Annotated in this window: 10 protein-coding genes and 3 pseudogenes; 7 read left to right on the top strand and 6 right to left on the bottom strand. The window is 56.5% G+C overall.

Features of this window, described 5'->3' with window-relative positions; all coding sequences use genetic code 11:
- Positions 1–24 precede the first annotated feature (24 nt).
- From ACIQUH_RS11365 to ACIQUH_RS11355, 3 genes are read right to left on the bottom strand one after another with little or no spacing between them, the layout of a single operon-like run.
- A complete protein-coding gene (locus ACIQUH_RS11365) occupies positions 25–699 on the bottom strand; it encodes a DUF1028 domain-containing protein (protein WP_400814911.1) in 675 nt (224 codons plus the stop codon).
- 12 nt (positions 700–711) lie between these two features.
- Positions 712–1,125 (bottom strand): RidA family protein, encoded by a 414-nt coding sequence (locus tag ACIQUH_RS11360; protein WP_400814909.1) that lies wholly within the window; start codon positions 1,123–1,125, stop codon positions 712–714.
- Positions 1,126–1,184: 59 nt separating this feature from the next.
- Positions 1,185–2,459: a flavin-containing monooxygenase gene (locus tag ACIQUH_RS11355; protein WP_400814907.1), complete on the bottom strand. Its 1,275-nt coding sequence runs from the start codon at positions 2,457–2,459 to the stop codon at positions 1,185–1,187.
- Between the two features lie 678 nt (positions 2,460–3,137).
- Here ACIQUH_RS11355 and ACIQUH_RS11350 point away from each other — a divergent pair.
- From ACIQUH_RS11350 to ACIQUH_RS11330, 5 genes are all read left to right on the top strand, one after another.
- Positions 3,138–4,331, top strand: coding sequence for an ABC transporter ATP-binding protein (locus ACIQUH_RS11350; protein WP_400814905.1), 1,194 nt, complete (start codon positions 3,138–3,140; stop codon positions 4,329–4,331).
- Entirely contained in the window at positions 4,328–5,227 is a 900-nt protein-coding gene (locus ACIQUH_RS11345) for an ABC transporter permease (protein WP_400814903.1), read from the top strand. Before ACIQUH_RS11350 ends, ACIQUH_RS11345 begins: the two co-directional genes overlap by 4 nt.
- Positions 5,224–6,012, top strand: coding sequence for an ABC transporter permease (locus tag ACIQUH_RS11340; protein WP_400814901.1), 789 nt, complete (start codon positions 5,224–5,226; stop codon positions 6,010–6,012). The genes ACIQUH_RS11345 and ACIQUH_RS11340 overlap by 4 nt, the downstream gene beginning before the upstream one ends.
- A gap of 215 nt (positions 6,013–6,227) precedes the next feature.
- A complete protein-coding gene (locus ACIQUH_RS11335; RefSeq protein WP_400814899.1) occupies positions 6,228–7,265 on the top strand; it encodes an extracellular solute-binding protein in 1,038 nt (345 codons plus the stop codon).
- 235 nt (positions 7,266–7,500) lie between these two features.
- Complete coding sequence (locus ACIQUH_RS11330; RefSeq protein WP_400814897.1) at positions 7,501–9,108, top strand: GMC family oxidoreductase; 1,608 nt, start codon at positions 7,501–7,503, stop codon at positions 9,106–9,108.
- A 118-nt stretch (positions 9,109–9,226) separates the two neighbouring features.
- Here the strand turns inward: ACIQUH_RS11330 and ACIQUH_RS11325 are convergent.
- Positions 9,227–9,617: pseudogene (locus tag ACIQUH_RS11325) on the bottom strand (aldehyde dehydrogenase family protein); the annotation flags it as partial.
- Here ACIQUH_RS11325 and ACIQUH_RS11320 point away from each other — a divergent pair.
- A pseudogene (locus ACIQUH_RS11320) lies at positions 9,605–9,838 on the top strand (helix-turn-helix domain-containing protein); the annotation flags it as partial. The pseudogenes ACIQUH_RS11325 and ACIQUH_RS11320 overlap by 13 nt on opposite strands.
- Before the next feature lie 151 nt (positions 9,839–9,989).
- On the opposite strand, the gene ACIQUH_RS11315 reads toward ACIQUH_RS11320, so the two are convergent.
- Positions 9,990–11,030: an AraC family transcriptional regulator gene (locus ACIQUH_RS11315; RefSeq protein WP_400814895.1), complete on the bottom strand. Its 1,041-nt coding sequence runs from the start codon at positions 11,028–11,030 to the stop codon at positions 9,990–9,992.
- A gap of 224 nt (positions 11,031–11,254) precedes the next feature.
- On the opposite strand from ACIQUH_RS11315, the pseudogene ACIQUH_RS11310 reads away from it, so the two are divergent.
- Positions 11,255–11,698, top strand: a pseudogene (locus ACIQUH_RS11310) (DUF4158 domain-containing protein); the annotation flags it as partial.
- 814 nt (positions 11,699–12,512) lie between these two features.
- Here the strand turns inward: ACIQUH_RS11310 and ACIQUH_RS11305 are convergent.
- Positions 12,513–14,201, bottom strand: a complete 1,689-nt coding sequence (locus tag ACIQUH_RS11305) for a methyl-accepting chemotaxis protein (protein WP_400814893.1) — start codon at positions 14,199–14,201, stop codon at positions 12,513–12,515.
- Between the last annotated feature and the right edge of the window lie 318 nt (positions 14,202–14,519).

Raw genomic sequence — 14,519 nt, 5'->3', positions numbered from 1 at the left:
ACCACTCCTTCAATAAGAGGTCTATTATTCGTCTCCCGGTACGCCGTAGCTCGGTGCGGCCGAAGGGTTGGTGGCGCGTTGGACATAGGCATCCAACTGCGGTTTGTATATTTCCCAAAGCTGCGCCAGTTCTTCGACAGGACAATTCTCCGTCCAGTCGCAACGCAAATCAGCCACGGGCCATGCCACGTCGCGTACAAGCTTCATACCGGCCGAATGAACCGGACCCGCTTCACCCCCTGCCGCAATCGCTGCCCGCATCGTTGCAATAAGCCGGTCGCCCAGATGCCCCTTCGAGGCCAAAAATGCATTGACCATCGCGGAGGGTATATCGGAGTTTGCCAGCAAGTTCCCGCCGCATGCGACGTTCTCACCCGTCGCATGTCCCCAAATGCCTAGCGCGTTCGGACCGGAGTGAACGGCCGTCGCCCCCTCACGATCGACGATCAAAACCTGGCGATAATCGAGGTGGGCGTTGCTAGATTTGAGGAAAGCCATGGCCTCAGATGCGGAATCGCCTCTTTGAAGACACAGGAGACCTTGCGTGCCCAACATCGGATCGGTGATGTTTTGACTAGCCACGGCCCCAGCGCCGGCCTGCGCATAGGCGCACCGCGCCGCAACGGCCGGCGACGAAGAGGAAACGGCTACTCCGAACATGCCGGTCTGATTGCAGCGGGCAACAATTGAAAAGGTCATGGCAATCGCCTCTTAGTCTGGAATGACGGCAGTACCGTCGATTTCGACAAGCCACTCCGGTCGGGCGAGCGCCTGAACGACGAGGCCGGTCGATACGGGATAGACGCCCTTGATGTATTCGCCCATGGTGCGATACACGGCCTCGCGATGACGAACATCGGTTATGTAGACCACGACCTTCACCAGATGCTCCATCTTGCCGCCGCATTCTTCGATCAACTGGCGAATGTTCTGCATCACTTTATGGGTCTGCTCGACCGGATCGTGGCTGTCGATGTTCTTCGCGGTATCGAGTTCCTGCGGGCATTGGCCGCGCAGGAAGATCGTCGTGCCCCGCGCCACGACAGCCTGGCAAAGATCATTGTCCAGATTCTGCTCGGGATAGGTGATCTTGGTATTGAAAGTGCGGTGTCTGCGATGTTCCATCAACTGTGTCCTGTTCTCTGTTTTGGTCGGCCTTGGGGGTGGTTGGCTGATATTTCTATCTATGCGGTTGCAGGCTCGCGTTTCGCGGAAGCATGGTACGCAAGATACTTGCGTTGCGTGGAAATTCGGTCAGCCAAATGCTTGGCGTCGTGCCAGACGCCCCAGATGAAGCTAGACCCCCTTCTGGACTGCCATGGCAGTCCCAGGAAATAGATACCGGGCTCAACCGAAACACCGCGCTGATGCTTCGGCCTGCCCTTTTCGTCGAAAGCATCCACCTTCAACCAGCTGTAGTCGACGGCATAGCCTGTCGCCCAGATGATCGACGTGATTCCAGCCTCCGCCAGATTCAGTTTGAGAGTTGGATTGCTTACGCACTCCGGATCCGGCCCGATCTCACGGGCGGCATTTTCTTCCGGAAGATCGAGGCCATTGCGTGCTACATAAGCGTCCGCCTCATCCAAAAGCGACAGGTAGTTCGCATCGCCACGGGCAATATTGTCGGCGAGATCCTGCGCAAAGGTTATCGTACCGTTCTCGTAGGCCTGCGTCAGGCCAACAAGCGTCATCCCCTGCGCCGCGAGACGCCGAAAGTCGACCGTTTCGCCACCACGGGCGCCGCTAACCGCGATCGTGACATGCTCCGTGCCCGGCCCAGGGGTTTCGGCATCCCATTTGCCGAGAACCCCCAACCACCAGCAGAAATCACGTCCGCGATAGGCACGCGGAGGACGATCGTGCGGCCCGACCGAGAGGTAGACGCGCTTCCCCGAACGCAGCAGCTCGTCCGCGATCTGCACCCCCGACGATCCTGCGCCAACCACGAGCACTGCGCCATCCGGGAGTTGGTCGGAATTGCGGTAGGTGTTGGAATGGATCTGCAGAACCTCTGCATCATCGGGAACAACCCGGGGAATGATGGGTCGCTGGAAAGGTCCAGTGGCGGCGACGACATTGTTGGCCTCGATCACGCCATCCGAGGTTTCGACACGGAAACCGGGGCGGCCGGGTATCTTGCGAACCTCCTTCACCTCCACTCCGCAGCGGATTGGAGCCGCGAACTTTTCTGCATAGGCGACAAAATAGTCCGCCACTTTTTCTTTGGGGACAAAAGCATCCGGATCGGCATCAGAGAACTCCATACCCGGAAATCGATCATGCCAAGCCGGACCATTGGCCACCAGAGAATCCCACCTTTCGGAACGCCAGCGTTCGGCAATGCGATGCCGCTCAACGACAAGATGAGGCACACCGCTCTTGCTCAGATGTTCGCTGAGAGCCACCCCGGCTTGGCCAGCACCAACAACGAGTGTGTCTACTTTTTCAACCGTCATTTCTGCGTCCTTTTCTGGCTATCCGAAAAGCTTCTACGGATGCGACAAAACCTGTTGTTGTGGTTTATTGGAGGGACCGGGGCACGGAAATTAATATTTCCTGTGGCAGTAATTAGCCTGCCCCTCATACCGGGCGAAATCGCCTACGATGTGAACGCAGGCGCAATGTCCGGCAATCATTGAGGTCGGGACAAAAGCGATTGGTTGTAACCCTGCATGGACGCCGGTTCACGCTCCGGCGCTCGGTTTACCAACTGCCGTGATGCCGAACGGACGCCGACACATATCACCTCAGCGTCAGCTCGTAGTCACGTTGAAAAGCTTCCGCCGCGGTGCGGCTCCCCCTACAGATGCCAGGAAAATGCACAACTAGCTCCCTTGCTCATCGAGACGGATGGGTGCCATCAGCTTTCAGGCGGCAGGCTCGACCTCGAGGCCCGAGTATCCGATTGTCGTGCGCCCCACACTCTTCGTCGCCCCTCATCGAGTGAGCCGGCACATGCTGAAACATAGGCAGTGTCGGGGAACGTCGAGCAATCGATGTTCAGGCGATACCACGTAAACTCTGAAGCAAGGCGTCGCAATTTCCGAATTTCCCCGTCCCGGTCGTACGCCTAGACTAGGAGTACAGCTTGCGGATCGCTGGCAACCTCCGAGCGGCCTGCAGAGACAATGGGAATGGTGACCAACACCACGACGGAACAGCCGGGAATGAGTGCGTTCAAGGAACTCTTGCCACTCAATACCAAAATGAAATTGCCAAGGGAGCCCTCCGCCATGAATGACACCAGCGGTCATCTACCTCATCTAAAGGCCGTCGAAATTAATACTGTATCGAAGGCCTACGGCGCCTATCAGGCATTGAAGCCGGTTTCCTTCGATATTTACCGCAACGAGTTCTTCACGCTGCTTGGTCCGAGCGGATGTGGCAAGACCACCCTGCTGCGCATGATCGCCGGGTTTGAGCAGCCAACCACTGGGCAAATCTCTCTGCATGGCGCCAACATCCAAGGCTTGCCGCCTCACAAGCGACGGGTCAATACGGTGTTTCAAAGCTACGCGCTGTTTCCGCACATGACCCTTGAGCAGAATGTTGGTTTCGGGCTCGAGAATCTCGGTTGGTCGAAAGACCGCCGCGATGCCCGCGTTGGCGACATGCTTCGCCTCGTTCACATGGAAAAATTTGCAAATCGAAAGCCGCAACAGTTGTCCGGCGGTCAACGCCAGCGAATCGCCCTCGCCCGCGCCCTTGCTCCCGAACCGCAAGTGCTGCTTTTGGACGAGCCGCTATCTGCACTTGATCTCAAGTTGCGTCAGGCAATGCGCAACGAGTTGCGCAGCCTCCAGCGCGAAACCGGCATTACCTTCGTCTTCGTCACCCACGATCAAGAGGAGGCGCTTGATATGTCGGATCGCATTTGCGTTCTCGGCAACGGCGAGATTCAACAGCTCGGAACGCCAGCCGATATCTATGAAGAGCCGACCAACCGCTTTGTCGCTGATTTCATCGGGGAGACGAACTTCCTGCCTGCGGACGTGGTTGCAATCGATGGCGACTTTGCTACCGTATCGGTTCCGCTTGGCATTACACTAAGAGCTCTGCACAAAAATGCTGTCACCGGCGGAAAGGCAACTTTGTCGATCCGGCCTGAGAAGATCAGCCTGCCGGAACAGGGCAATCCCCTTGTGTTTGAAGGCACGGTGATCGGTGCGAACTATCTGGGTGGCTATACCCACTACGTGGTGAAAACGGGTGGCGTGGAGTTACGCATTTCCAAGCGAAACAACACGAGCCGCAGCCATATGCTCAAAATCGGCGAGCTGGTGAAACTTGGCTTCTCCGCCGAATCTGCGCGGATCCTCGGCTCATGATCAGGCGCTTCACAAGACCCGGCTGGAACCTATTAGGCCTAATGCCAGCCTATGCCGTCATGCTGCTGACGCTGATCATACCGATTGGCATCGTCGTGATCGTGTCGTTTTCGACCCGTGGCCCTTACGGCGGCTTCGATTATATCTTCAGTGTTGCATCCTACAAGCAGCTTCTCTTCAACGTGGGCTGGACTGGCGAGATGGAGTTCAATCCCCAATACTTGATCGTCGTTGGCAGAACCTTGCTGCTGTCATCGGTAACAACGATCATCTGTCTCCTGCTGAGTTTCCCCGTTGCCTATTTCATCGCCCTGCAGAGATCGTCGGTCAAAGTCGCGCTCGTCTATTTGGTGACGCTACCCTTCTGGGTCTCGATGATCGTTCGAGTCTACGCCTGGATTATCATTCTTGGAAATGACGGCGTCCTCGAGAAAGTGCTGCGGTCGCTACATCTGGTTGACCACATGGATAGCCTGCTGTTCGGAGACACGGCTATGCTGACAGGTCTCGTCTATAGCTATATCCCGCTGATGATCCTTCCTGTCTTTGCCTCGATCGAGAAGCTCGACCACACCCTGCTGGAGGCGTCGCACGACCTCTACGGTAGCCGCTGGATCACGCTACGGCGGATCATCCTTCCGCTTTCCGCACCGGGGATGCTCGCGGGTGCAATCCTGGTCTTCGTCCCGACTTTGGGCGCGGTACTCGAACCTACGCTGCTTGGGGGCGGAAAGTCGATGATGATGGGCAATCTTATCCAGATGCAATTCGGCGGCGCCCGCAACTGGCCGCTGGGCGCAGCCATCGCGATCGTGCTGATGGCCGCCGTGATGATCTTTCTCATTCTGCAGGGTGTGCGCTCTGCGCGGATCGAAGCATTGGAACACTCTCGATGACAAGCAAAACCGACGTCAGACGTTACCCGGGGCTCGGCCTCTTCAGCATTGCCTTTTTCGCGTATCTTTATTTGCCGATCGCGGTCGTCGTATTCTATTCATTCAACGTGAACCGCATCGTTTCCAATTGGGGCGGGTTTTCCCTTCACTGGTACCAGGAAGCCCTCTCCAATCCCAATCTCGTCAGCGCGGTGAAAATCTCCCTGCTTGTCGCCGCAGTTGCGACTGTGGTCTCCACCGCAATTGCCCTACTGGCGGCCATGGTTTTGGTTCGGGGCAAGAATGTGCGCTATCGCCGAACATCGGAAGCGATCGTCAATCTTCCTCTTCTCCTCCCGGAAATTGTAGTCGCCGTTGCCGTGCTGATCCTGTTTTCGGAGATCGGACTCGTTAATGGGATGATCAAATTGATGATCGCCCATTCGACCTTCTGCATCCCCTTTGCCTTCCTGCCAATTCGTGCGCGATTGCAGGGAATGGATCTCGACCTGGAGGAAGCCGCACGAGACCTCTACGCCACCGCCTGGGGCGCGTTCCGCCGTGTCACGCTTCCGTTGATCTTACCCGGCGTGTTCGCCGGCAGCATGTTGGCCTTCGTCATTTCCATGGACGATTTTATTACCAGCAACATGTTGAATTCCGGCGGCGGCACGACATTGCCCGTCTACATCTTCTCGCTGATCAAACAGGGTGTCTCACCTCAGCTGAACGCAATATCAACGCTAATCATGATCGCCTCGGTGGTTCTTGCCACGCTCGCATTTCTACTCCAACGCAAAGGCTAGTGCGGGCGGGTCTAGATCTGACTTAGACGAGCCCATTGGATGCGATGGCGCAGGCAAGGATTTTCCGAAGCTTGGCGTCGAACAATACACATTTAACTCCCCCACGCCCGAGCTATCCTCCAGCCTGGAAATGCCATGAATTCCAGAGGATTGAACCCATGCTGGCGCGTAAAATCTCGCGCTTTCTTACAGTATAAAAACACAAGGAGAACGATATGCTGATCAAGACGTCCCCAATTCGCTATCTCATGACTGGCGTTGCATTTTTCTCCCTTACCGTCGCTGCCCATGCGGAAGGAAAACTCGCGATCTACGCTTGGGCCGATTCCATCGCGCCCGAACTCGTCGAGAAATTCGAGGCGGAAACCGGGATTGATGTGACCGTCGATGCGTTTTCGTCAAACGAGGATGTTCTCACCAAGCTGCAGGCCGGCTCCTCCGGGTATGACGTTGTCACACCTTCGCAGCACTTCGTGAAAATCATGGTCGATTCCGGCCTGCTTGAGGATATTCAAGCCACAAGCATGGCGGCCTATCAGCAGGTGCTGCCCAACTGGCAAAAGCAGTGGTGGGATCCGACGGGTGCCTACTCCATCCCGCTAGCCTATGGAAATGCAGGTTTTACCGTCAATCGCGACGTCTACAAAGGCCCGGTAGATAGCTGGAAGATCTATTTTGAGCCGCCAGCCGAGCTGCAGGGCAAAATCGCCAGCCTTGCGCAGCCTGATGAAGTGATCGGCGCGGCGGAAAACTACCTCGGCATCGAGTATTGTAGCGAAGATCCGGCCCAGATGAAGAGGGTATTCGACCTCTTGAGCAACCAGAAGCAGTTTGTCGCCGCCTACTCCAGCGACAATATCGAAAACCGCATCGGCGGTGGGGAAGTTGGCGCGCATTTCTGGTGGGACGGCAATTCGCTTCGCCTTCGTCGCAATGACAAAGCCAATGTCGAATATGCCATGCCGAAGGAAGGGCTTGTTGGCTGGGTTGACTCCTACGTCGTCCCGAAAGGTGCAGGAAACATCGAAGGTGCCAAGAAATTCATCGACTTCATGACGAGGACCGACAATGCCACAGTCGAGTACAACTACTATGCCCACTCGTCGCCGCTGAAGATTGACGAGAAGACTGCGCTCTACAGCAAGGAAAACGCACCGGAATTGTTCCCGACCGTTCCTGTAAAGCTCTCGAAGGCTTGCTCGCCCGCCGCGCAGGAACTGATCACCAAGGTCTGGACGCAGCTCCTCCAATAAGACCTGGGTGCAGACGCCGCGGACCCATCGCGGGATCGCGGCGTTGCGACTGGGCTCGCCTCGCGGACGACCTTTGAGACCACGGTAGATATTCCTGCAAGGCGTAGCCGGCAAAGCAATCATGACAATGCACAATGCGCTTGCGTGTCGATGCTCTCATCAACAATGACATTACACTTGCGGCAAGTGTGGCGTCAGAGATGACCAACCATAAACTGACCTGAAGGGACCGCTCGTGTCGGCTACATTTTTCGACTATATCGTCATCGGGGCTGGTTCAGCAGGTTGCGTGGTTGCCAATCGCCTAAGTGAAGATCCCTCGGTGAAGGTTTGCCTCGTTGAGGGCGGGGGAAGCGATCGAAGCCCGAGGGTTAGTATTCCGGCCGGTATTCTCTCCTTATACGGTAGCGCCAAATTCGACTATTGCTACAAGGGCGTACCGCAACCAAAACTCAACAACCGCGTCCTTCCCGTGAACCGTGGAAAGATGCTTGGTGGCTCATCCGGGATAAACTCGATGCTCTACATCCGAGGCGCCGCCGCCGATTATGACGAATGGGCTGGGCTTGGCTGCGACGGATGGTCTTATCGAGATGTCTTGCCGGTGTTCATTAAGCTGGAGCGCAATCTCCTCGCGCAAGACCCAAACTACCACGGGACGGATGGAGAGCTCTTGGTAGACAATCCGCGCGATCCCAATATTGTGTCGCATATGTTCGTTCGCGCTGGCCAGGAAGCGGGCCTGCCTTGGAACACCGATTTCAACGCGGAAAGTCAATATGGAGTCGGCATCTACAATGTCACGCAAGATCGAGGTCAGCGGTTTAGCAGTTACAGCGCTTTCGTCCGGCCAGTGCTGGCGCGAAAAAACCTGACCATTCTCACCAAATGTGAGGTTTCGAAAATTATCGTCGAAAACGGGCGAGTCGAGGGCGTCCAAGTCTGGCACGAAGGTGGCGCCAGGCAACTGATGGCAGCGCGCGAGGTAATCCTCTGCGCGGGCGCAGTGAGTTCGCCCCGCATCCTGCTGGCATCCGGCATCGGCCCGGCGAACGAATTGCTGGCGCTTGGCATTCAACCCGTTGTCGACCTGCCAGGCGTCGGCAAAAACTTGCAGGATCATGTCGACGGCATGATCACAGTTCGTTCGCGCAGTACAAAAACACTTGGTATTTCGCTATCCAACCTTCCCGCCATCCTGTCCGCCCCCTATCGATATTTTGTCGGACGTAGGGGTATGCTGACAACAAACTACGTCGAAGCTGGTGGCTTTGCCCGCACAAAGTATGCCGGCGCGGAACCAGACATCCAGTTTCATTTCGTACCGGGTTATCGCAGCCATCGGGGTCGTTTGGTTGAATACGGCCATGGCTATGCTATTCACACCTGTGTCCTGCGACCAAAAAGCATTGGCCAAATTACGTTGGTGAACGACGGAACGCATAGAAATGTCGCGATCGATCACAATTTCTTCGATCATGAAGACGACGCCAAAACGCTGGTGGAAGGCATCAGGATCGCACGCCGCATCTTTGCATCGCCCGAATTCGACGAACTTCGCGGTGATGAAATGCTTCCAGGAAAAGACGTTCAGACCGACGAGGAAGTCCTCGCCTATCTGCGTGAAGAGGCACTGACGGTCTACCATCCCGTTGGAACCTGCAAGATGGGCAATGATGCCATGGCGGTGGTGGATGCGGCGACGTTGAGGGTTCGCGGCATCCGCAGTCTTCGCGTAGCGGACGCATCAATTATGCCGAGGCTCATAGGTGGCAACACCAATGCGCCATCGATGATGATTGGCCAGCGCGCTGCTGACATGATTCGGTTCCCGTCAGCTTAGCATTCCGCTTGTGCAGCCAACGTTGATTGGCAAAATAGAGTCTAGTCGTTCATCCCAATTCTCCTCTCCACGAGAAGGCCAGAAATGCGCGCGTTGTTTTTGCCGGTGGCATAAATTGGAAGGGGTAGTGCTGGTGCGGATCTTCTATGGTGATCCAGCGGAGATCGGTGAACTCGTTGATCGCCGCCTTGCCGCCAAATCGACCATAACCCGAGTTCTTTACCCCGCCGAATGGCATCTGGGCTTCGTCGTGGACGGTTGGGCCGTTGATGTGGCAAATGCCCGTCTGGATTCTGAGCGGCGACAGCCATCGCGCGCTGAGCGTCACGGCTGTAGATCGACGATGATAGGCCGTACTCGGTTTCGTTGGCGATGCGGATCGCTTCAGCCTCATCTTTGACGCGGACGATGGGCTTCACAGGTCCGAACGATTCCTCTTCGAAGGTGCGCATGCCAGGCTTCACGTGATCGAGAAGGGTAGCATCGACCACCGAGCCATTGCGGTTACCGGCTGGAAGGGCGCACTTTCCTGCGCCGCTTCCAGAAAGCCACTGGCTACGCTCAACGCCTGCGGGTCGCCAAGGCACAAGAGCTATTGCAGTTCGGTCAGCTACCGGTCGAACGCATCGCCTGGGAGGTCGGCTACTCCGATCCCGGCGCGTTTCGCAAAATATTCCTCCGGATTGTTGGTCTGTCGCCCGGGGAATATCGCCAGCGGTTCCGAGCGTAACCGTCAGCCCGCTGTCGATGTGTCGCATATATTCTAACTTTTAGAACGCTTCATCCATTTGTTGAAATAGTTACGATTTTCCCGTTGCAAAAGTCCGCTTATGCGAATGACGTTTGCAACGGATTCGACACGCTGAACTATGCCCTATAGCTTAAAGGTCTGTCCTCGCGGGACAGCGCCTTACCGTCTCGGAAGGCTTCTCTTTATATACCGCACGATAGAGGGCGGAGAATCGACCAAGATGAACAAAGCCCCATTTTAGCGCAACGCCGGCAATCGTCATCCGGTGGTCGTGGTTCAGGAAGTCCAGATGTGCACCCTGCAGCCGAAGGTGTTGAAGGTATGCCATCGGAGTCGTCGTCTTAAACTGCCTAAAACCTTGTTGCAGGCAACGTTCGCTTACATTGGCGGCCGCAGCGATATCTGCAAGCGACATAGGCTCGGCAACGTGAGCGTGCATGAAGTCGATCGCCCGTTTGACATGCCGCGGTGCAGGTTGCGCAGTTGGTCGCAACAAGTCCTCAGAAAACCGATGGGGAATGGTTTCAAGGATGAGGCAACTCAACGTTTCGCAGAGATTGGCGAGCGCCAAAGGCGATTGCCGCAGGGGGGCGGCTCCGACCACTCCGCTGGAGGCTGCCTCGACAAGATGCTTCAGCATCTGTCCCGGCCCTGTCGTAAGATCAACGTTGGGGTGGATGTCGAGGCCGCCACGAACCGGCCTCTCCAACATGCTAGACAGCCGTCCGAGCAGCCTGGTTTCTTCGATAGTCATCGTGGTATGCCGCCCTAGGCCGTAGGTTCGTGCGCTCTCGATACGGTGCCCATTCGCAATCGTTGCCGATCCGGGCATTGCATGTACCTCCCGCTGGCCGATTGTCAGGGATGAATTCCCGATCGACGGCAGGACAATTAGCAAAGTTTCACTTCTGTTCCCAGGTTGCAGCCTCCAAAGACTATCGCCCTGATAACTAGCGCTACTGAAGCCGATCGGGCCTAAGGAGGCGAATTCGAACTCGAATGAAACGCCTCCCTTGTTCAAGGCTTCGACCCTGACCGGGGAAATGGATCTGGTCATCAGTTCGGAAAGCTCGTCAGGGTCGGTTCCCTGATAACGAATATTTCCCTTCGACAATATCTCGTCCGCTTTTGATCTCATCGCTTTCACAACTATCTTCATTGTGTCAGTCATCGGCAGGTAGATCTCGTGGATGCCGCTCGTATGGAAAAAGAATACCTGATTGTCATTTCGGGGAACTCTCACGGTTTTCTTAAGCTGAGGTAACCGTGGCTGAGCGCTCTTAAGTTGCTCTAGTACTGACACTAGGTCAGGAAAATAATTATTTCCTTCAGCATTGAGTAGACCTCTCCTAACGCCTGCTCGTGACATTGTGCTGCAATTTGAGGAGCGTAGTGATGAGTACCGGTATTTCGAGTTCGGATTTTGTCGGCCAATGGAGCCTGAGCTTTACCGATATTGATTTCATCAATTCCAAGCCGACGGCAACAAGGCCCGGTCTGGCCGCGCAGTTGAAGTTTTTCAGCGCGCGCGGCTTTTTCGCCGCGGATGGTGCCGAAATTCCGAAAGACGCGGCCGAATACTTGGCTGAGCAGATCGGCGTGCGAGTCGACGAACTGTCCGGCTATGATTTCGGCGGGAGAACTGCCCGTCGGCATTGCGCCGAGATTTTACAATATCTCGGATTTCGCCGCATGAAGCGGGTGGACCGGGAAGCGCTGTCTTTCTGGATTATCGACGAACTTTGCCCGTCCGGACAGCCCGTCAGCGCTATGCTTGAGGCGGTGTTCCTCTGGTGCCGGGATCGCAATATCTATGGTCCTTCGGTCAAGGAACTGGAACGGTTGGTTCGCTCGCAACGCCAGCAATATCTGGACTGTTGGCTTCATGAGGTAAGCGCCGCGCTTCCGCCTGAGCCTGTTGCAGCGATGGAAAGCTCCCTGGCTGACGCGGAAGGACCGATGGGCTTCAATACGATGAAAGCCGATGCAGGCCGGGCAACGCTGGACAACATTCTGGAAGTCACCGAGCGGCTGGCGTTCATCCGAAAGCTCTCTCTTCCCCGGAATTTTCTCTCAAACATCAACCCGGCATGGATCGAGCACATCATACGCCGCATTTCCGGCGAGAAGGCTTCAGAGATGCGCCGCCACACAGAGGCTCGCCAGCTTGCGCTTTATGGGGTGTATTTGATGGCGCGGGAAACGACGATCACGGATGCGATGGTCGATCTTCTGGTGGAGACGGTGCACAAGATCGGAACCCGGTCGAAACGAAAGGTGGTGGGCGATATCGCCAAGTATGTCGAACGGGTCTATGGCAAGGAACGGCTGCTTGTCGATATTGCCACAGCATCGATTGACGATCCGGACGGTCGTATTTGCGATATCATCTTTCCGGTCGTTGGCAAGGAAAAGCTGGCGGCGATTGTCAAGGAAAGCAATGCCAAGGGTGCGCTCGACCGCTACCGCAACCCTGACGACGATTTGCCGAAGGATTTTGCGGTTCGGCGATCCGCTTATTATTCCCGGCGGAACCTGACGCAGAATGCCCGCGAATTTGTGGCGTTGATTCGCAAGGAGCTAGAACAGGAGTTGCTGCTCCTAGGGTGTACTGGGTTGCCAGGGCCTGCAATAGCCTCAGGTCGGCATGTTATCAGGCTGCGTGTGACGCTGCTGACGATTCCAGACGCCGAGGGGGGCTTACCCGGTCGGGTTCGAGCCGGAAGGTTGCAAGCAGGGCCTTCAACTGTTCCGCTTGGGACGCGAGATTCACGCTGGCAGCCGAGGTTTCCTCGACCATTGCCGCATTCTGTTGCGTGCCCTGGTCGATCGTGCTGACAGCGGTATTGATTTCCGCCAGCGCCGTGGACTGCTCGCGTGAGGCCTCCACAATCGCGAGGACGTGTCCACTGATCTCCTGCACGTCACCGATGATAGTTTGCAGCGCAGCGCCGGTCTCGCCCACGAGCGCCACGCCGGAGTTGACCTCAGAATCGGACTTGGTGATAAGAGACTTAATCTGCTTGGCTGCACTCGCTGAACGCTGCGCGAGTTCACGCACCTCTTGGGCGACCACAGCGAATCCCTTGCCGGCCTCACCGGCGCGAGCCGCTTCGACGCCGGCATTGAGCGCCAGCAGGTTCGTTTGAAAGGCGATCTCATCCATCGTGTCGGTGATGGAGCCGATTTCGCGGGATGATCGCTCGATCTCGCCCATGGTGGCAACGGCCCGCTGAACAACCGCGCCCGACTTTTCCGCGCCAGCCCTGGTGCGGGCGACCAACGCGCCGGCCTCCTCTGCCCGCTTGGCCGAATTTTGCACCGTCGCCGTGATCTGGTTGAGAGCAGCGGCAGTTTCCTCGACTGAGGCGGCCTGGTGTTCGGTGCGTTTCGCCAGATCGTTGGCGGCGGTGCTGACTTCGCCGGCCGCCCCGTCGATGGCCGAGGCATTGTTTCCGACCGTCTGCAAGGCGCTGCGCAGGGTCTCGACGGAATTGTTGAAGTCGAGCCGCAGCTTGTCGAGCGCGGGAATGAACGGTTCCGCGATCTCGCACGCCAGGTTGCCGGCTGCGACATTGCCGAGGCCCGAGCCGATCTCGGTGACGGCATGGACCCGGCCGGTTATGTCGGTCGCGAACTTGACCACCTTCATCACACGGCCGTCCGGATCGAAGATCGGGTTATAGGACGCCTGAATCCAGACTTCACGGCCGCTCTTGCCGATCCGTTTGAACTCTTCGGCAATGAATTCGCCGGCGCGCAGCCGCCGCCAGAACGTCGCGTAGTCAGCGCTCTGCCCATAGGCCGGCTCGACAAACATGCGATGAGGGCGTCCGACGATCTCCGCCAGCTCATAGCCGAGCGTCGAAAGGAAATTCTCGTTAGCGGTGAGAATCTCACCTTCGACCGTAAATTCTATGATGGCTTGGGCGCGGGAGATTGCGGCCAGCTTGCCGGCATCTTCGGCGGCCTTCATCTTGACGGCGGTTATGTCGGTGGCGAATTTTACCACCTTGAGCACCCGTCCGGAGGTGGAGAGGATCGGGTTATAGGTGGCCTGAATCCAGACCTCGCGTCCACCCTTGCCGATCCGCTTGTATTCGGCCACGTCGAATTCGCCACGGCCGAGCTTCTGCCAGAAGGCGGTATAGTCGGCGCTTTTGGCATAGGCAGGGTCCACGAACATGCGATGGTGCTGGCCAGCCAGTTCATTCGCCCTGTATCCCATCGTGGCCAGAAAATTCTCATTCGCGCCGAGGATTTTTCCGGTCGGATCGAATTCGATCATAGCCTGCGACTTGTTCATAGCGGCCAGCACAGCATTGGAATTGGTGCCGACCATCGGTTTCTTGAATGGCAGTTTCATTGCTCTATCCTCTTCCCAAGGCCCAAAAGGTTCGCAGCTCATGACAACCATGTGCTCAGTGACTTCATGCCGAGAACGACGCAGCATTTGCGTGAGGGGAATTTTCATGGGAGCGGAGGCGACTTGCCCTATCACAGGCATCCACCCGTGGCCGGGTGTGCTGGCGGCTCACTTCTATTCTCCAACCTCACGAAGTTTCCATTCCCCAAGTTTGTATGTAGAAAACCAATAATTAAACTAAACAAAAATAGTTAATTATTTTTGATCGGCCGTAGAGCGCGAGAGATTATTTGT

Source organism: Agrobacterium sp. NPDC090283 (assembly GCF_044769685.1).
In the GTDB taxonomy this organism is placed as follows: Bacteria; Pseudomonadota; Alphaproteobacteria; order Rhizobiales; family Rhizobiaceae; genus Agrobacterium.
The sequence above is the reverse complement of the archived record's forward strand: the minus strand, read 5'-3'. Positions and strand labels throughout refer to the sequence as shown.